This is a genomic window from Actinosynnema sp. ALI-1.44, assembly GCF_001984155.1.
GTDB lineage: Bacteria > Actinomycetota > Actinomycetes > Mycobacteriales > Pseudonocardiaceae > Kibdelosporangium.
In genome coordinates, this window is sequence record NZ_MTQO01000048.1 from 294,987 (window position 1) to 312,664 (window position 17,678).

The following is a 17,678-nucleotide window of genomic DNA, read 5'->3' on the forward strand; positions in this document are numbered from 1 at the left end:
TGTGCTCAAAGGGGTCGTTCAGAAGGTCTGCGAGGGCGCGCTGACGGACAGGAACGGCCCTATCCGGAACAGGAACTCGGGCGCGTGGTCGTCGGGGAACTGTTCGGCGCTGAACAGCTGGTTCCCGGTGAGTCCCGTACCCCAGCGCGTCGCGAGTGCCCGGAACATCGCGATGGACGCGTCGTTGTCGGAGGTGACAGTCGCTTCGAGGTGTCTCGCACCGGTCCGGCGCACGAGGTTGTCGAGCAGGGTAGCCGCGAAGCCTCTGCCCCGGTGCGCCTCGGAGATCGCGATCTGCCAGATCACCAGCGTGTCGGGCTGGTTGGGGCGCAGATAGCCGGTCACGAAACCGATCACCTCGTCGTCGACGCGCACGACCGCGGAGGTACCGGCGAAATCTCTGCACCACAGCAGGTAGGAATACGAAGAGTTCAGGTCCAGTGAGCGCGAATCACGCGCCAGCCGCCACATTCCGGCACCGTCCAATGTGGACGGCACATCCACCACTGCCTGGCCGAGGGTTTTTCCGGACATGCCAAGGGAACGTAACAGAGGTGTTTCACCCGGTCAGGTCACCGAGTCCGGTTCGGACGCCTGCACCTGGGGGAACGTGAAACGCCCTGTGTGAATCGGAACAGAGAGTGGATCAACGCGTGCGCGCCTGCCTAGCGTCGCGCGCACGCGCGTTCCCGGAACGTCAGCCCGCTACACGTGACGGCCGCCACAGGTCCAGTCCGGACTCGACGGCGTACTCGTCGATCTCGGCCAGCTCGTCCGCGGTGAGCGGCGCCGAGTCCAGCGCGGCGAGGTTCTCCTCGAGCTGCTCGACCGAGCTCACGCCGATCAGCGCCGAGGTGACCCGCTGGTCGCGCAGCACCCAGGCCAGCGCCAGCTGCGAGAGCTTCTGCCCACGCTGCCGGGCGATCCCGTTCAGCCCACGGACCCGGTCGAGATTCTCCTCCGAGAGGTGCGCCTGGTGCAAAGACCCCTGCTGCGTGGCGCGCGACCCCGCCGGCACCCCGTCGAGGTACTTGTCGGTCAGCAGCCCCTGGCCGAGCGGGGAGAACGCGATGCAGCCCGCGCCGACCTCCTCGAGCGTGTCCAGCAGTTCCGGCTCGATCCAGCGGTTGAGCAGCGAGTACGACGGCTGGTGGATCAGCAGCGGCACACCTGCCTGCCTGAGCAGCTCGGCGGCTTGCTTGGTCTTGGCCGGCGAGTAGGAGGAGATGCCGACGTACAGCGCCTTGCCCTGCTGCACCGCGCTGACCAGCGCGCCCATCGTCTCTTCCAGCGGCGTGTCCGGGTCGAACCGGTGCGAGTAGAAGATGTCGACGTAGTCGAGGCCCATCCGGCCGAGTGACTGGTCGAGCGAGGCGAGCAGGTACTTGCGTGAACCGAGGTCGCCGTACGGTCCCGGCCACATGTCGTAGCCCGCCTTGGTGGAGATCAGCAGCTCGTCGCGGTACGGCCGCAGGTCGTCACGCAGGATCCGGCCGAAGTTCTCCTCGGCCGAGCCGTACGGCGGGCCGTAGTTGTTGGCCAGGTCGAAGTGCGTCACGCCGAGGTCGAACGCGCGCCTGGCGATCTGCCTGCCCTGCTCGTAAGGACGGGCGCCACCGAAGTTCTGCCACAGGCCCAGCGAGATCCGCGGCAGCTTGAGGCCGCTGCGCCCGCTGCGCCGGAATTTCGCATTGTCGTATCGCCGCTCGTCGGCTCGGTACACCACGGTCGCGAATATAGGACAATGAAGGCGAGGTGGCCCGGCAGTAGGGGCAAGGCCACCTCGACCTCACCCGCCGATGTACCCGCGCTGGACCGTGGCCCTGTGCCGCCCTCGGACGACAACTTCGGACACCTCTTCGGCACGGACCACGTAGGGCCGCGCCTGCACAACGGCGGAGTCCCAGCTCGGCACGATCGGACGGGCGTACATGTCGATCGAGTCCGAGCACCCGGGCAGCCACAGCCACCCGTATCCCTTGAATTCCTTCTCCCGCACGGCAAGCCTGCGGAACTGGTCGGTCCGCAGCGAGGTGTGGCCCGCCTCGACGACCGACCGGTAGACCAGGTCGGACAGCATCACCGCGAGATTGGCCTCCGGCCACTGCTCCAGCACCCCGCGCAGCGGCTTCGAGTCGAGCAGCCTGCTCACCACGACCGCGTCCCGGCACGGATACCCGTTGGGGCCGTTGACAACCACGCCGTGGTGCACGGCCATCCGCAGTCGCAGCCGGGCCCACGGCAGCACATCCTGGTTGTGTTGGCGCAGTTCGGCCTCCAGTCGCCGGGTGAACCCGTCGACGATCATCGGTTCGGGTTCGTCATGGGGCAGGACGGCCAGTTCCGCGTCACCTTGCTGTTGGCGGGCCCAACGAGCCCGGTTGAGGCCGACCGACGACGCGGCGCGGTCGAGCGACCGCAACAGGATCTCCTGCCATTTCTGCTGGCGCTGCTCCGGTGCGGCGCCATACCCACGAATATCAACTCCGACGTAGAGCGACCGCCGGAAGCCGGTATCTGCCATACAAATAGACCCTTCGAGGACGGATCCGAGGGGAGCTGGTGCTCTGCGTAATCATGCAGTAGGTCGTCCGGCTGAAAGCGGCACTGGTACGGGTTCGCCAGGTTTTGACCACACATCCAAGTCCATGTGGGGCCAATTTTTCACAGTACAGGGGTCACACTATTTCGGCGCGCAGCCGCAGTCTGGCCATATCCAGGACAGCGATGCCGCGGTAACGGCCGCTGACCAGCCCTTCCTGCTGGAATGTCCGAATTATCTTCTCAGCGGTCGACAACTTGATACCGGCGATCGACGCGAGCTCTTCCCGCGTCAATGGAACGGTCAGGTCCCAATGACCGGCCGATCTTGTGCCATATGCCTCGTACAGGTCGACGAGAACACGTGCGACTCGCACGTTCGCCGGACGGCCGTGTTCGATTCTCCGGCGGTCGGCCCACCGCAGTCGTTCGCTCAACATCGTGGCGACCTCGATCGCCGCATCCGGATGCCGGGCGAGGAAGTTCCGCAACTCGGCCTTCGTCATCCGCTTGTAGAAAATGTCGGTACAGGCGATCACGGTCGCCGATCTCGGCCCGACGTCCAGCGCGGCCATCTCCCCGACGAGATCACCACCGACCCTGATCGCGAGCAGCGTGCGCTCCCCAGCCGGGTCCGTGGCCTGCACTTTCACCGATCCGTGCAGCAACAGCAGCGCCGAGGAATCGGCCTCTCCCTGGCTGATGATTGTCGCCCCCGTCGGTTTGCTTTCCGAAACGCCGACGGCCAGGAATTCCTCCCTGGTGCGCTCGCTCAGCCGGCCGAGCAGGCTGGCCTGTGGGTACGGCGGGGCCCCACCGGCCACTCTTCTTGGAATGATCTTTCCCACCTCGCCGATTGTCGAGCACGTCTCGAATACGACTACCGGACCATTGACGCGTTTCCGCGGACCGCGGCAATAGTGGCACACGGATAAGGCGGGTCAGTTGGCCAGGTGCTCGACCAGGAAAACCTGCAGCTCCCCGACGGCGAAGCCGAGCACCGCGCCGACGGTGATCAGCATCCATTCGTCCTGCTTGAAGGCGGGCCTGATCAGTTCCTCGAACTCCTCGGCGGTCAGCTCCTGCATCTTCTGGACCAGCGTGTTGCGGATATCCATCGCCTCTTCGGCGTAGTCCTCGATGAACGCGAGCGTGTCCGGCATCCGGCGCATGACCTTTTCGGCGACGCTGTGTTTGAGCTCCTGGTAGCGCCTGCTGCCGACGGTCAGCGCGACGAGCGGGCGCGCCAGCCGGGTCTGCCGGTCCAACGACCTGGTGATGTGCCGTTCCACCACCACGAACAGCCGGTCGGCCAGCGGCCCGCGCAGCACGGCCTGCAGGACGTTGTCCGGCGTGATGATCTCCTTGGCGATCAGCGCGCCGTAGTCCGCCGCGACCTCCTTGCGGCGTTTGAGGAACAGCCCCTGCCAGGTGAACAGGCCGAAGTACCGCTTCGGCTCGCGCGGCGAGAAGATCATCTTCAGCGCCAGCCAGTCGGTGAACCAGCCGGTCAGCCCGCCGAAGACGGGCATGATCCACGGCGATTTGAGCGTCGCCCACGCGAACATCTGGACCAGCCCGATGACGAACCCGAACACGATGCCGGAGCGGGCGATGAACTGGAACTCCCTGCGGCCGGCCTGGAGGAAGATCCGGTTGAGCAGCTCCTTGTCCTTGACCAGGTTCTGCACCACCATGCCCTTGAGGTCGAACACGGAGTCCACATCGGACTGGATGGTGGCCAGGATGCCCCTGATGACCTTGGGCGCCTCCGCCTGGACCCGCCGCACGATCAGGTCCTGGACCTGCTGCGGCAGCGACTCCCACAGCGCGGGCTGGTACTCCTCGGCGATCTCCCGCGTGATCTCCTCGACCGCTTCGAGCAGCGGCCGTTCCAGCTCCTTGGCGATCCGGTCGGGGTCGAGGCGCCGGACGACCTCGCCCGCGGTGATCAGCCGGTCGGTCATGGTGTCGCACGCGATCGCGGCCATCCTCGCGGCCTTGCGCGGCACGATGCCCTGCCAGCCGAAGAACGGCCGGATGCCGCGGAACTCGATCGGCCGGAACATCATCCGGATGGCGACGACCTTCGTGACGTACCCGATCAGCGCGGCGATCACCGGCATCGAGGCGTAGACCAGCCAGTTGCGCTGGAAGTCGGCGAGGATCTCGCTGATCATCGCGGCTGCGCCGCGTCCCAGAAGACTGTGCCCAGCGCGGACAGCCGCAACGTCCGCCGCACGTACCGCGGGGTGAGCTTGTGCACGGTCCTGACCTCGGTTTCGGCGGCGCGCACCCGGTCGTCCGTCAGCAGGATGTCGTACTGCGTGGACAGTGCGGGGTTGTCCGGGCCGACCGTGACCACGCCAAGGCCGATCAGCCGCGTGACGTACTCGGGCACGAGATCCGGCAGCATCACCCCGGCCGCACGGCCCACCGACGACGCGTTGCGCAGCACGATCCGCTGCGGCCCACCCAACGCCGGACGGCCCGCGACGTGCACGAGGGCGTACACCCCGTCGTCGCTCAGCGCCGCGAGGATCCTGGCCTCGTCCGGCACGAGCTGGCGGACGATCGCCATGAAGAGGTGGTGGCGGCCCTGGTCGCGGTCCAGTTCGGCGGACAGCCGCAGCAGGTCGGCCATGGCCGACCGGACGGTGTCCACCTCGCCGTCGACCACGCCGGGGCCGGCTTCGATCAGCGGGCCGGTGAACGTGCCTTCCTCGTCGAGGCGTTTGCGGAACTGCTCGAGAACGGCCTTCTCGGCTCTCCGGAACTGGCGCTGGGCGGCTTCGCCACCGGGCAGGCGACCGGCGGCCTGCCAACTCGTTCTGGCCAGCCAGCCCGCGACCTTGCCCGCCTGCGACATCACCCGGTCAACCGGGTCCTGCTCTCCGGCCACGACGCCTCCCGCCCCTTCAGCGGCCACGTGTACCACGCGTCCCCGCTGGTCAGAGGATGATACTCAGCGCAACCAGCACCACGGCCAAGATCCCCCGTGATCTCAGTCGCGATATTCCGGCGGCACCCCGTGGCTCGGGTGCCGATATTCACCGCACATTTCTTCCGGCTGGACCGGGCTGTCGAATCCGCCGGTGGAAACGCGCTGATCGATTTCGCAGGGCTCGCGATGTCCGCAAGGGGACTCGAACCCGCATCCATCCACTTACAAGTGCAGCGGCACGGTGATTTGTTTCAGCCACGTCCGGGTGGTGAAGTCCCTGGCCTTGATGACGACGGACCGGTTCGACACCTCGACCTGGAGCCCCTGGTTGAACGCGCCGCCGAGAGAGACCTCGCCGCCCTTGCCGTCGTCGACCCACCCGACCTGGACAGCGGCCGTGTTGACCACAGTGAAGCCTTCGAGATTCCCGGTACCGGGGACGACCCGGCGCACCACCCAGTCGGACAGGTTGAGGTCCCAGTGCGTGTGCCCGGAGAACAGGAACACGTCGCGGTACCGGCCGAGGATCGACAGCAGCCGATCAGCCTGCAGGTAGTCGGACCGGTACAGCTTGTTGTGCGTGCCGGAAACCGTGTTGGGCAACGGGTGGTGCGTCAGCACCATCACCGGTTTGCGCCACGTCGCCCAGTACCGCAGCCGCTGCTCGAGCCAGGTGAACTGCTGGTCGCTGATCCACACCTCGTCCCACAGCTTCGGGTCGTGGTACTTGGCGTAACGCTCGGTTCCGAGACACAGCACCGGAATCCCGCCGAACGAGGTCTCGGAGTAGACCGTGTTGCGTGCGGCGAAGTTGTAGAAGCTGCGGAACAGTGAGTCCTCAGTGGTGCCGTTGGGCCAGGTCTCCTGCGCGAGCGTGTCCGGGTCTCGCCACTTCGGCACGTAGAACTCGTGGTTGCCGATCGCCCACGCCACCTTGCGCGGGTGGGGGTGCCTGTCCAGGGTCTGCCGAACCTGGGCGTACTCGAAGTCGTAGCCACGCGGTGTGATGTCTCCGGCGATCCCCAGCCCGGCGCTGCCCGGGTTGATCGCCGCCAGGTCGTCCAGGGCGCGTCCGAAGTCGGCCAGGTCCCCCTGGATGTCGCTGATGATGTTGAACCGGACTGCCGGTCCCCACATCCCCTGCGCATCCACCTGTGCCGCTGCTTCTCCTGGCACCAACGCCGCAGCTGCCGTTGCTCCGGCGGCCGTCATGAACACCCTGCGATCCATAACCTGAGGACTCCTTACGTTTTACTTTCTTGCGCAACGTAAGTCGGTAATCCCGAGTGATCGTGTCCTCTGGTCTTCTTGGGCGTGTACTCCCGTTGAACTTCGGGTCTTTCAGGATTGGTCCCTCGCCGGGTGGCAGACCTCTGGGCAGGAGGTCTTCGCGCCGCGTTCTTCCCAGCGCATGCTTTTCATGTCCCGGGGTTGCGAGGCGCGGGCGCCTCCTGCCCGTCGACCTGCCCCAGGGAACCACGCTGTCGTTGAGGTTGTCCCAGCCGTAGCCGACGGGTCCGACCATGTGTCACCTGGCCGGATCATGCCGGTGCGTTGGTGTTCGCCGTGCGCCATCGCCAGCTCCTGCGTGCACCATGCTGCGAACTGCGACGCGTGGCCCGACGAGCGTGGGTCAATAGGCCACCGCGATGGCGGTGGCCTGCCTGACAACACTCCACACACGTCACCTGGTCGTGCCGACCCGTCACGAGTCGCGGAGGAAGGCATCGACGAGCTTGGCGGTGGCCTCGGCCGGTATCTCGTGGCCCGCGCCGCCGGGCACCTCGACATGGTGTGCTCGTGCGAGGTGCGTAGGGAGCGCTTTCGTCGCGTCGCGTACTCCGTCCCAGGACTCGGCGCCGCTGAGCACGAGCGTCGGCAGGTCGAGCCTGGCCATCTCGGGTGTCGGGAGGTTCGGTGCGCGGGTGATGGTCGCGTCGTAGACCACGGTCTGCGCCAGTGCTTCGAGTCGGGGCCACATCGGCGACTGCCGAATCTGCTCCACCATTTCCGGTGGCAGGCCGACGCCTTCGAGCTGCATGGTGGCCACCGCGTCACCGGGCCGTCCGTCCGCGATGAGGGCGGCCAACCGGTCGGGGAGGCCGTCTGGCGCTGAACCGGTGAGCCTGCCGAGCGCGAACGGTGGTTCGTACACAGCCAGTTTGGTGATCGACGACCCGGCGGCCGCGGCCATGAGTGCCAGGATCGCGCCGGAGGAGAAGCCGAACACCGCGGCGGTGCCGCCCTCGGCCGCGATGACCGCGTCCAGGTCCTCGATTTCCCGCTGGACGTCGTAGGACGCCGCGTCGGACGGCGCGATGGCGTCCCCGCTGTCGCCGCGGCCACGCCGGTCGGGGCACACGACGGTGTAGCGGTCGCGCAGTTGTTCCGCGAGGGCTGCGCAGGTGGTGCGGTCGTTGAACACACCGGGGACGAACACGAGCAGTGGCCCGCTGCCTGCCCGGTCGTAGGCGATGGCAGTGCCGTCGGCGGAGGTCACGGTACGCATGGCAAGGTCTCCCTTGATCGAGTGTTCTATGGTCTCGCCACGACGACGCACCACTGTGACCGGGATGGACACCTCGCCGACATTTCTTGAGAAACTTCCCCGGGAACTTGTCCATTCGCCGTCGCCTCGCTCGTCGACCGGGTGACTGACACGCAAGGAGGACGACGGTGCGATACCTGTTGATGATCAGTGCGGACGAGACCGAGGTCGAGGAGGTGGTCAGTGAGGAGGGCATGAAGGCCTTCGCGGTGTGGATGGATGACCTGGTCGAGCGGGGCGTGATCCGCGCACATGAGGGGCTGCGGCCCAGCCGGACCGCGACGACCGTGCGCGTGCGCGACGACGAGGTGCTCCTGACTGATGGGCCCTACATCGAGGCCAAGGAGCAGATCGGTGGGTTCGCGCTGATCGAGGTCGACAACCTCGACGAGGCGATCGAGATCGCCGCCGGGCACCCGGCCTGCGCGGTCGGGCAGGTCGAGATCCGGCCTGTGCTTGAGCGATGACCGGTGACGGTTCCCCGGTTAGCCCTACTGTCGCTGACGCTCTCACCACGGTGTTCCGGGAGGAGTGGGGGCGGGTGGTCGCCACGCTCATCGGCTGGGCGGGTGATTGGGACCTCGCCGAGGAATGCACGCAGGAGGCGTTCACGCGGGCCTTGCGCAGCTGGCCGCGTGACGGGGTGCCTGATCGTCCCGGTGCGTGGCTGCTCACCGCGGCCCGTCGGCACGCGATCGACCGGCTGCGTCGGGCCACGCTCGGTGAGGCGAAGCTCCGGCAGCTCGCCGTGACCGGGCAACTGCCGGACGCCGATCCGGACGACAGCGGGATCGGCGACGAACGGCTGCGGCTGATCTTCACCTGCTGTCACCCCGCGCTCGCGTTCGAGGCGCGGGTGTCGCTCGCGTTGCGGACGCTCACCGGGTTGTCCACGGCCGAGATCGCCCGCGCGTTCAGCGTGCCGGAGGCGACCATGGCCAAGCGCCTGGTCCGCGCGAAGCAGAAGATCCGGGACGCGGGGATCCCGTACCGGGTGCCGCCCGCGCATCTGTTGCCGGAACGCACCCGTTCCGTTCTCGCCGTGATCTACCTGGTGTTCAACGAAGGGTATGTCGCCACCTCCGGCGCGGACCTGCACCGGCCAGACCTGGCCCACGAGGCGATCCGGTTGGCGGCACTGGTCGTCGAGCTGATGCCCGACGACCCGGAAGCCCGGGGCCTGCACGCGCTCACGCTGCTCCAGCACGCGCGGGCGGCGACGCGGATGTCACCCGACGGGGTGCTGGTTCCGCTGGAGGAACAGGACCGCACCAGGTGGGACCGCACCCTCGTCGCCGCTGGGCTGACGGAGCTGCGTCGCGCCGCGCGGCGCGAACACGTCGGCCCGTACCAGCTCCAGGCGATGATCGCCGCCTGCCACGTCACCGCGCCGACCGCGGCCGACACCGACTGGGCACGTATCACCATGCTGTACGACGCACTGCTGGCTCAGGTCCCATCGCCGACAGTCGCACTGAACCGGGCAGTCGCGGTGGCGATGTCGGCGGGACCCGACGCCGGGCTGACGTTGCTGGACGACCTCACCCGCCACGGCGAGTGTGATCACCTGGTGCACGCGGCGCGCGCCGATCTGCTGCGCCGAGCCGGCAGGGTAGGGTCTGCCGCCGACGCGTACCGGACCGCGCTCGCCCAGACATCGAACGAGGCGGAGCGCGCCTACCTGCGGCGCCGCCTCGGAGAACTCACCTGTCCTGGTCCTCGACGGCCCTGAACACCGCTCCCGAGCAGGAGATCCAACGCCATTGGCTTGGTGAGCGACCGTGCGGTCATCGGTGTAGCCAGCGCCGACCCGAAGGGGAGATCCGCACACCCGAAACCAGTCCCAAAACGTAGGTCCGGACACGTTCAAGGAACGCGAAGAACGTCGTCAACGCCTAAGCCGTCCTCTACAAACGCTCGCTTCTGCGAGCCATCTCAGCGCGGCACTTCATGCTCATCCACGCCGTGCGGATCCGCTTCGCTTCCGCCAGTTCGGTGCTGGAGTCGGTCAGGTAGCGGCGCTTGCCGGTGACCGGATCCACGCCCGCGTAGACAGTGACCTGGTAGGAGTTGCCCCGCTGCCGGATCTGGCTCATGTCGGTGTCACCGCGTGCCATGACTGCGAAGCTAGCACCCCTCGCAGTCATCGCCGCAGTCATTGACCAGCATTTATGATCTTCCATCCCAGCGTCTTCGCTGGTAGAACATGGAGCCGGTGACGGGACTCGAACCCGTAACCTTTCGCTTACAAGGCGAGTGCTCTGCCAATTGAGCTACACCGGCGTTGTTCTCGGACATCGTAAACAAGGGGCCCAGGCGTTATTCACACCGACTCCTGGTTGCTCTCCGGTCGGCCATCTCACGCTAAACCTGTTTGTGATGCACGCCACTGCAACACCGTTGTCGATCGGTGCGATGCCACGCGGGAAACACGTGGCAGGAGGTGTAGTGGTGGCGCAGTTCGTGCCCGACGAGTCAGTGGTCAATCTGGTGCTTGACCTGGCTTTGCGGATTGGTGAGGTACAGCTGAGCTCTGGTGCTGGGGCGTCTGATGTCACCGCGACGATCATTGCTGTCGCAAACGCTTGCGGTCTTGATCGATGTGATGTGGATGTGACCTTCACCTCCATCACCGCGTGCTGTCACCGTGGGCCGGAGCATGCGCCTGTTTCGTCGATGCGTGTTGTGCGGTCGCGGGGGTTGGACTACACGCGGCTCGCTGCTGTCGAGCGCCTCGTTCGGGACATCACTCGGTTCAAGGTGACACCTGTCGACGCGCTCAAGCGGCTTGAGCGGATCACCACCGCCAAGCACCCCTATCCGCGTTGGGTCGCGACCGGTGCCTGGGCCGGGATGGCTGCCAGTGTCACCGTGCTGCTCGGTGGTGGGCCGCTGGTTGCCCTGGTTGCCGCTGTCATCACCGCTGTCATCGACCGGATCGGGCGGATGCTCAACCGGCGCAACCTGCCTTTCTTCTTCCAGCAGGTCATCGGTGGGGCGTTGGCCACGGGCGGGTCGCTCGCTGTCGTGTCCACCGGCTGGCTGGGTGAGTCGCCGACGCTTGTCGTTGCCGCTGCCATCACCGTTCTGCTGTCCGGGCTCAGTGTGGTTGGCGCTGTGCAGGACGCCATCACCGGCTACAACGTCACCGCCGCCGGTCGGGCCATGGAGGTCGCGTTGATGACGGCGGGCCTCATTGGTGGGGTTGTGCTGGCGTTGAACATGGCGTCCTCGCTGGGGCTGCCTCGGGTGCCGATGGCTGAGGCGTTGCCGCCGACCGCGCTGCGGTTGCCGTTGCAGGCGTTGGCTGGGGCCGCGGCGGCTGGGTGCTTCGCGCTTGCGAGCTACGCCACCATGCGCTCGCTCATGGTGGCGAGTGCGGCCGGGGCGCTGGGGGCGTTGGGTTACGGCGCGCTCGTGCTGTCCGGGGCCGGGCCGATCGTGGCTTCGGCTGTCGCCGCTGCCGGGATCGGGTTCTGCGGTGGGCTGCTGGCCCGGCGGCTGCGCATCACTCCATTGGTGGTCGCCGTGTCGGGTATGACACCCCTGTTTCCTGGGCTGACCACCTACCGCTCGTTGTACGAACTCGCCGTCGACCACACGGCCACTGGTGTGGTGACGCTGATGACCGCCCTCGGCATCGCGTTGGCGTTGGGCGCTGGTGTTGTGCTTGGCGAGTACCTGGCACAACCTGTACGCAGCAGTCTCGGTAGGTTGGAACGTCGGCTCGGCGCCATCAGACTTGTCGGGCCGGGCTGGCAGCGACTCGAGGCTCACGACAACGCCGTCTAAGTGAGACTTACCACCTGACCGTTTGCCGGACGCGCGCAGGCGGCATTACTGACTACTGTCTTTCTTTGGTCAGTGTCATCACAAGGAGGCTCTCTCCCGGTGAACAGTGGTGCGGACTTCATTGTCGTGGCCAACCGGCTGCCGGTTGACCTCGAGCGTGCACCTGACGGCACGCAGCGCTGGAAGCACAGCCCCGGCGGGCTGGTCAGCGCGCTCGAGCCGTTCCTGCGCTCCAAGAGCGGCGCGTGGGTCGGCTGGCCGGGAGTCGCGGACGTCGACGTCGATGAGTTCGACGACGACGGCCTGCGGCTGGTCCCTGTCACGTTGTCGGCGACCGACGTCCGTGACTACTACGAGGGCTTCTCCAACGCCACGCTGTGGCCGCTGTACCACGACGTGGTGGAGGCTCCGGTCTTCGACCGGGCGTGGTGGGACAGCTACGTGAAGGTCAACCACCGGTTCGCCGAGGCCGCGGCCGCCATCGCCGCACCGGGCGCCACCGTGTGGGTCCAGGACTACCAGCTCCAACTCGTCCCGTCGCTGCTCCGCGAGCAGCGGCCGGACCTGCGGATCGGCTTCTTCCTGCACATCCCGTTCCCGCCTGTCGAGCTGTTCATGCAGCTGCCGTGGCGGACGGAGATCGTGCGCGGGCTGCTCGGCGCCGACCTGGTCGGGTTCCACCGACCGGGTGGTGCCCAGAACTTCCTGTGGCTGGCTCGCCGGTTGGTCGGCCTCGAACCGAGCCGGGCCGCGGTCGGTGTGCGGACCAGACCCGGCCTCATCCACGTCGGCGACCGGCCGGTGCGGGTCGGCGCGTTCCCCATCTCGATCGACTCGGCAGGGCTGGACGGGATGGCCCGCAAACGGGACACCATCCAGCGCGCGCAGCAGATCCGGGCCGACCTCGGCAACCCGAAGAAGATCCTTCTCGGCGTCGACCGGCTCGACTACACGAAGGGCATCGACGTCCGGCTGCACGCGTTGCACGAGTTGCTCATCGAGGGAAGAGTCGACCCCGATGAGGTGACGATGGTCCAGTTGGCCACTCCGAGCCGTGAACGGGTCGAGCACTACCAGCGGATGCGCCAGGGCATCGAACAGGTCGTCAGCCGGATCAACGGCGAGTTCGGCAAGGTGGGTCACCCCGTTGTGCACTACCTGCACCAGTCCGTCGACCGGCGCGAGCTGGTCGCGTTCTTCTCCGCGGCGGACGTCATGGTGGTCACACCGGTGCGCGATGGGATGAATCTCGTGTGCAAGGAGTACGTGGCGTGCCGGCACGATCTGGGCGGGTCACTCGTTCTCAGTGAGTTCGCCGGTGCCGCCGCCGAGCTCACCAGCGCGTTCCTGGTCAACCCACATGATCTTGACGGGGTGAAGAACGCGCTGCATGCGGCCCTTACGATCGACCCAGCGGAGGGTCGCCGTAGGATGCGCGCTCTGCGACGCCAGGTCCTCACCCACGACGTCGACCGTTGGGCACGGTCGTTCCTCGAGGCTCTGGGGTCACAGGGGTTGAACTGAATCAGTTCAGATCGTAACTTCACCCAATAGTGGCAATGGCTGCCACGCTGGAGCACGAGGAGAAGGCGTGACTGCCGAGGCTCTCCCCGCCGAACTGAGGCGGGCGATCGTTCAGCTCGCTCGCACCCCCCGCCTGTTGGTGGCGTGCGACTACGACGGGACGCTTGCACCGATCGTCGAAGACCCGGAAAAGGCCCGGCCCCAGCCGGAATCGGTGCACGCGCTGCGTTCGCTCGCCGGACTGCACGAGACCACCACGGCGGTGATCTCCGGCCGTGCGCTGCGTGACCTCGCGACGATGTCCCGGCTGCCTGCCGAGGTCCACCTGGTCGGCAGCCACGGATCCGAGTTCGACATCGGCTTCGTGCACTCGCTCAACGGACCCGCGCGGGAACTGCACGCGCGCGTCGAGACCGAGCTCGAGCGGCTGGTCGACGGCGCCGAGGGCGTGCACCTCGAGGTCAAGCCCGCCAGCATCGCCGTGCACTACCGGCGTGCCGAGCAGGCCGTCGCCGACCACGTCGCGGAGGCCATCCGCAACGGGCCGTGCAAGTGGGACGGCATCCAGGTCACCGAAGGCAAGGCGGTGATCGAGCTCGCCGTCGTGCAGACCGACAAGGGCCACGCGCTGGACGTGCTGCGCCACCAGATCGGCGCGACGGCCGCGATCTTCGTCGGCGACGACGTGACCGACGAGAAGGCCTTCGCCCGGCTGTCCGGGCCGGATCTCGGCGTCAAGGTCGGCGGCGGCGAGACGTTGGCCCAGTACCGCATCGACGACACCCCCGCGGTGGCCACGATGCTCGCCTTCCTGCTGGAGGAGCGGCGCAACTGGCTGTACGGCGAGCAGGCCACCCCGATCGAGCGGCTGACCATGCTGGCCAACGAGCGGTCGGTCGCGTTGCTCACGCCGGACGCCCGTGTCACCTGGTTGTGCCACCCGGAGCCGGACTCGGCGGCGGTGTTCGCCGACCTGCTCGGCGGCCCGAGCGCCGGGCACCTGTCGATCACGCCGGAGCGCGGCGGCCTGCCGCTGGGCCAGCGGTACCTGCCGGGCACCATGACTGTGGAGACCCGCTGGTCGGGCCTGCTGGTCACGGACTACCTGGAGCACTACGCGCAGCCGCACCGCACGGACCTGATCCGCACGATCTCCGGCAGCAGCCGCACGGTCGTCGAGTTCGCGCCGCGCCCCGAGTTCGGGCAGGTGCCGGTCAAGCTGGTGCGCAACGAGAACGGCCTGCGCGTGGTCGGCACGTCCGACCCGATGGCGCTGCACTCCCCCGGCGTGGACTGGGAGATCACGTCGGACGGCATGCACGACACCGCCCGCGCGGTCGTCAGCCCGGACGGCGGGTCGGTGCTGCTGGAACTGCGTTGCGGCACGGACGACCTGTCGCCGGACCCGATCCCGGAGGCCGAGCGCAAGAAGCGCGCCAACCTGTACTGGACGGGGTGGCTGGAGTCGCTGAAGTTCCCCGAGGTCGAGCGGGAACTGGTGATCCGGTCGGCGCTCACGCTGCGTGGCCTGTGCCACAGCGAGACCGGCGGCATCATGGCGGCCGCGACGACCTCGCTGCCGGAGGAGATCGGTGGCATCCGCAACTGGGACTACCGCTACTGCTGGCTGCGTGACGGCGCGCTGACCGCGAAAGCGTTGGTGTCGCTGGGTTCCACCACCGAGGCGGAAGCGTTCCTGAACTGGGTGCACGGCGTGCTGGCCACGGTGCCCGGCCCGGAGCGGCTGCACCCGCTGTACACGCTGGCAGGCACGGGTCTCGGGCCCGAGGCCGTGATCGACACCCTGCCGGGCTATGCGGGTTCGCGGCCGGTGCGCGTCGGCAACCTGGCCAACCAGCAGGTCCAGCTCGACGTGTTCGGTCCGGTCGTCGACCTGGTCGCGGCGCTGTCGCTGGCCAGGGGCAAGCTCACCGACGACGACTGGAAGATGACCAACGCGATGGCCGAGGCCGTCGCACGCCGGTGGGAAGAACCGGACCACGGCATCTGGGAGGAGCGGCACCGCCCGCGCCACCACGTGTACTCCAAGGTGATGTGCTGGCTGACCATCGACCGCGCCATCACGCTGGCGGAGACGTACGGCCGCACGCCGAGCCCGGACTGGCACGCGCTGCGCGACAAGATCGCACAGGACATCCTGACCAAGGGCTGGAACGACGAGGTCAAGTCGTTCACCACCGCCTACGACGGTACGGACCTGGACGCGGCGTCGTTGTTCGTCGGGCTCGCCGGTCTGATCGACCCGTCGGACGAGCGGTTCGCCTCGACGGTCACCGCGATCGAGGCCGAGCTGCGCAGTGGGTCCACTGTGTACCGCTACCACCGCGACGACGGCCTGCCCGGCAACGAGGGCGGCTTCCACCTGTGCGCCGCGTGGATGATCGAGGCGTACCTGATGTGCGGCCGTCGCACCGAGGCCGAGGACCTGTTCGCGCAGATGGTGGACTGCGCCGGACCGACCGGTCTGCTGCCGGAGGAGTACGACCCGATCGCGGAACGGTCGCTGGGCAACCACCCGCAGGCGTACAGCCACCTGGGTCTGATCCGCTGCGCCCAACTGCTGAGCGCCCAGTGACACATGAAGCGGTGACGTGAACACGAAGGCTGCCCGTCGGCAATAGTCGGTGTGAGGACTTTGACCAACACCGAAGCCGATGGGCAGCCGCCCCTTGGCCGGGATCGGCCCGACTTGAGCGGGCCCGATCCCGGCTTGGTCTTTGAGTGGCTGTTCGACACCCACGCCGCCGCGTTGCGGCACTATCTGGTGCGCCGGATCGGCGAGACAGCAGCGGACGACATCGTCAGCGAGACGTTCCTGGTGGCTCTGCACCAGCGACACCGCTACGACCCGGCCCGCGCGGCCGTGCGGTCATGGCTGTACGGGATCGCCACGAACCTGATGCGACGGCACTTGCGCGACGAAGTCCGTCACCTGAAGGCGCATTCGGCGGAAACACCGGTCGACGGGCACGCGGGCCGCGTCGCCGAACGCGTCGACGCGCAGGCCGCCGCCCAGCGACTCGCGGGCGCGCTGGCCGACCTGTCCCCCGGCGACCGGGACGTCCTGCTGTTGATCTCCTGGGCGGGCCTGGACACCAACGAGGTCGCCGAAGCACTCGACATTCCCGCGGGCACCGTGCGGTCACGGCTGCACCGCGTCCGCAAGCAACTGCGCAAGGGCGGTGAAGCATGAACGAAAACGTGCACGAGGTGTGGTCGGAGGAAGAACTCGACCGGGCGTTGGCGGTGTTGAACGCCGATGTGCCACCCGGTGACACCGCGCTCGCCAGGGCACGGGCCGAACTGCTGGCCGCGTCGGGGGCACCGCAGGCTGTCCAGCCGCCGAAGGCGAGGCGTCATTGGGGGAGGTGGGCGGCTGCGGTGGCGGTCATCGCGGCCGCCTTCGCAAGCCTGCAGGTGGTCCCGTTCGGTGACGAGTCATCGGTGCCCACCGCCGCGGCGGCGGAGTTGCTCATCAACGCGGCTGACAAGATCGGCGCGTCGGATCCGGTGGTCGGGCCGGGCCAGTACTTGTACGTCGAGGAGCACAACTGGGGCGGGATGGGGTTCTTCAGCCCGTCCGCTCCGGCGAACAACTTCTTCTACCTGGACGAGCGGTTCAACGAGACGTGGATTCCCGCGGACCGCACCCAGGAGTGGTTGTGGCGGATGCGGGAGACGGGCAACCGCAAGTGGATCGTCGGTCGCCCGGAGCAGGCGCCTGCGATCACGAATTCCCCGCTGCCGGACCAGCGGGCCAGATGCGGCGACTTCACCATCAGCCAGAGCGAGAAGCCGTGCGAAGTGGCAGGCTCCTGGTACAGGCCGACCCCCCAGTTCCTCGCCTCGCTGCCGACCGACCCTCGCCAGCTCTACGACGTGATCTACAAGGAAGTTTCGGCACGCTCGTACCCACCAGGGATGCCTGCGAACTTCTTCGAGTCGCAGGTCTTCCAGCAGGTTTCGCATCTGGTCAAGCCCGGCGTGGCACCGGCGGGCATCCGGGCCAACCTGTACCGCGCACTGGCGTTGACCCCTGGACTCGTGATCAGCGACAAGGACGCCGTCAACCTGGACGGGCGAAGGGGTGTCGCCCTGGGGATCGAAGCCGAGGGCGTCAAGTGGGAGCTGCTCGTCGATCCGAAGACCGGGCAGTACATCGGCACCCGGCAGACGCAGATCAAGGCGGCCGAGGGGGGAACACCGCCGGGCACGGTGACTTCCACAGCGGTGAAGATCGGGGTCGTGGAGAAGATGGGTGACAAACCCGGCCAGTGAACCGATAGGGCAGTTGAATCGATACAACGG

Annotated in this window: 16 protein-coding genes and 1 tRNA gene; 7 read left to right on the forward strand and 10 right to left on the reverse strand. The window is 67.5% G+C overall.

Features of this window, described 5'->3' with window-relative positions; genetic code table 11:
- Positions 1-18: 18 nt before the first annotated feature.
- The 8 genes from ectA to ALI144C_RS28955 all read right to left on the reverse strand — a co-directional run bounded on the left by ectA (position 19) and on the right by ALI144C_RS28955 (position 7,994).
- Positions 19-534: a diaminobutyrate acetyltransferase gene (gene ectA, locus ALI144C_RS28920; RefSeq protein WP_076990326.1), complete on the reverse strand. Its 516-nt coding sequence runs from the start codon at positions 532-534 to the stop codon at positions 19-21.
- Positions 535-697: 163 nt separating this feature from the next.
- On the reverse strand, positions 698-1,726 hold the full coding sequence (mgrA, locus tag ALI144C_RS28925) for an L-glyceraldehyde 3-phosphate reductase (protein ID WP_076990327.1): 1,029 nt from the start codon (positions 1,724-1,726) through the stop codon (positions 698-700).
- A 63-nt stretch (positions 1,727-1,789) separates the two neighbouring features.
- On the reverse strand, positions 1,790-2,524 hold the full coding sequence (locus ALI144C_RS28930) for a hypothetical protein (RefSeq protein ID WP_076990328.1): 735 nt from the start codon (positions 2,522-2,524) through the stop codon (positions 1,790-1,792).
- Between the two features lie 154 nt (positions 2,525-2,678).
- Complete coding sequence (locus tag ALI144C_RS28935; protein WP_168211370.1) at positions 2,679-3,389, reverse strand: Crp/Fnr family transcriptional regulator; 711 nt, start codon at positions 3,387-3,389, stop codon at positions 2,679-2,681.
- Between the two features lie 93 nt (positions 3,390-3,482).
- Entirely contained in the window at positions 3,483-4,721 is a 1,239-nt protein-coding gene (locus ALI144C_RS28940; RefSeq protein WP_076990329.1) for a DUF445 family protein, read from the reverse strand.
- Complete coding sequence (locus tag ALI144C_RS28945; protein ID WP_143230932.1) at positions 4,718-5,443, reverse strand: Abi-alpha family protein; 726 nt, start codon at positions 5,441-5,443, stop codon at positions 4,718-4,720. Before ALI144C_RS28945 ends, ALI144C_RS28940 begins: the two co-directional genes overlap by 4 nt.
- A 264-nt stretch (positions 5,444-5,707) precedes the next feature.
- On the reverse strand, positions 5,708-6,715 hold the full coding sequence (locus ALI144C_RS28950) for a metallophosphoesterase family protein (protein WP_076990330.1): 1,008 nt from the start codon (positions 6,713-6,715) through the stop codon (positions 5,708-5,710).
- Positions 6,716-7,190: 475 nt separating this feature from the next.
- Positions 7,191-7,994 carry an alpha/beta fold hydrolase gene (locus tag ALI144C_RS28955; RefSeq protein ID WP_237774359.1) on the reverse strand — a complete coding sequence of 268 codons (804 nt, stop codon included), beginning with the start codon at positions 7,992-7,994 and terminating at the stop codon, positions 7,191-7,193.
- Between the two features lie 167 nt (positions 7,995-8,161).
- On the opposite strand from ALI144C_RS28955, the gene ALI144C_RS28960 reads away from it, so the two are divergent.
- On the forward strand, positions 8,162-8,500 hold the full coding sequence (locus tag ALI144C_RS28960) for a YciI family protein (protein WP_076990331.1): 339 nt from the start codon (positions 8,162-8,164) through the stop codon (positions 8,498-8,500).
- Positions 8,497-9,765 (forward strand): RNA polymerase sigma factor, encoded by a 1,269-nt coding sequence (locus tag ALI144C_RS28965; RefSeq protein WP_076990332.1) that lies wholly within the window; start codon positions 8,497-8,499, stop codon positions 9,763-9,765. The genes ALI144C_RS28960 and ALI144C_RS28965 overlap by 4 nt, the downstream gene beginning before the upstream one ends.
- 175 nt (positions 9,766-9,940) lie before the next feature.
- Here the strand turns inward: ALI144C_RS28965 and ALI144C_RS28970 are convergent, their stop codons facing one another.
- Together ALI144C_RS28970 and ALI144C_RS28975 are read right to left on the reverse strand one after the other, a co-directional pair.
- The gene (locus ALI144C_RS28970; protein WP_076990333.1) at positions 9,941-10,150 is read right to left on the reverse strand and encodes a hypothetical protein; all 210 of its coding nucleotides are present in this window, start codon (positions 10,148-10,150) and stop codon (positions 9,941-9,943) included.
- A 90-nt stretch (positions 10,151-10,240) separates the two neighbouring features.
- Positions 10,241-10,316: transfer RNA gene (locus ALI144C_RS28975), tRNA-Thr, on the reverse strand.
- A 132-nt stretch (positions 10,317-10,448) separates the two neighbouring features.
- On the opposite strand from ALI144C_RS28975, the gene ALI144C_RS28980 reads away from it, so the two are divergent.
- The 5 genes from ALI144C_RS28980 to ALI144C_RS29000 all read left to right on the forward strand — a co-directional run bounded on the left by ALI144C_RS28980 (position 10,449) and on the right by ALI144C_RS29000 (position 17,648).
- Positions 10,449-11,825 carry a threonine/serine ThrE exporter family protein gene (locus ALI144C_RS28980; RefSeq protein WP_237774378.1) on the forward strand — a complete coding sequence of 459 codons (1,377 nt, stop codon included), beginning with the start codon at positions 10,449-10,451 and terminating at the stop codon, positions 11,823-11,825.
- 99 nt (positions 11,826-11,924) lie between these two features.
- The gene (locus ALI144C_RS28985) at positions 11,925-13,349 is read left to right on the forward strand and encodes an alpha,alpha-trehalose-phosphate synthase (UDP-forming) (RefSeq protein WP_237774360.1); all 1,425 of its coding nucleotides are present in this window, start codon (positions 11,925-11,927) and stop codon (positions 13,347-13,349) included.
- A gap of 67 nt (positions 13,350-13,416) precedes the next feature.
- Positions 13,417-15,945, forward strand: a complete 2,529-nt coding sequence (otsB, locus tag ALI144C_RS28990) for a trehalose-phosphatase (protein WP_076990336.1) — start codon at positions 13,417-13,419, stop codon at positions 15,943-15,945.
- A gap of 51 nt (positions 15,946-15,996) precedes the next feature.
- Positions 15,997-16,563, forward strand: coding sequence for an RNA polymerase sigma factor (locus ALI144C_RS28995; RefSeq protein ID WP_076990337.1), 567 nt, complete (start codon positions 15,997-15,999; stop codon positions 16,561-16,563).
- Complete coding sequence (locus tag ALI144C_RS29000) at positions 16,560-17,648, forward strand: CU044_5270 family protein (RefSeq protein ID WP_076990338.1); 1,089 nt, start codon at positions 16,560-16,562, stop codon at positions 17,646-17,648. Before ALI144C_RS28995 ends, ALI144C_RS29000 begins: the two co-directional genes overlap by 4 nt.
- The last annotated feature ends 30 nt before the right edge of the window (positions 17,649-17,678 follow it).

Bases quoted from the DNA above. Each gene is read 5' to 3' on its own strand.
- ectA (WP_076990326.1), bottom strand. From the start codon at position 534: ATGTCCGGAAAAACCCTCGGCCAGGCAGTGGTGGATGTGCCGTCCACA.
- ALI144C_RS28930 (WP_076990328.1), bottom strand. From the start codon at position 2,524: ATGGCAGATACCGGCTTCCGGCGGTCGCTCTACGTCGGAGTTGATATT.
- ALI144C_RS28940 (WP_076990329.1), bottom strand. From the start codon at position 4,721: ATGATCAGCGAGATCCTCGCCGACTTCCAGCGCAACTGGCTGGTCTAC.
- ALI144C_RS28950 (WP_076990330.1), bottom strand. From the start codon at position 6,715: ATGGATCGCAGGGTGTTCATGACGGCCGCCGGAGCAACGGCAGCTGCG.
- ALI144C_RS28955 (WP_237774359.1), bottom strand. From the start codon at position 7,994: ATGCGTACCGTGACCTCCGCCGACGGCACTGCCATCGCCTACGACCGG.
- ALI144C_RS28965 (WP_076990332.1), top strand. From the start codon at position 8,497: ATGACCGGTGACGGTTCCCCGGTTAGCCCTACTGTCGCTGACGCTCTC.
- ALI144C_RS28970 (WP_076990333.1), bottom strand. From the start codon at position 10,150: ATGGCACGCGGTGACACCGACATGAGCCAGATCCGGCAGCGGGGCAAC.
- ALI144C_RS28980 (WP_237774378.1), top strand. From the start codon at position 10,449: ATGCCACGCGGGAAACACGTGGCAGGAGGTGTAGTGGTGGCGCAGTTC.
- ALI144C_RS29000 (WP_076990338.1), top strand. From the start codon at position 16,560: ATGAACGAAAACGTGCACGAGGTGTGGTCGGAGGAAGAACTCGACCGG.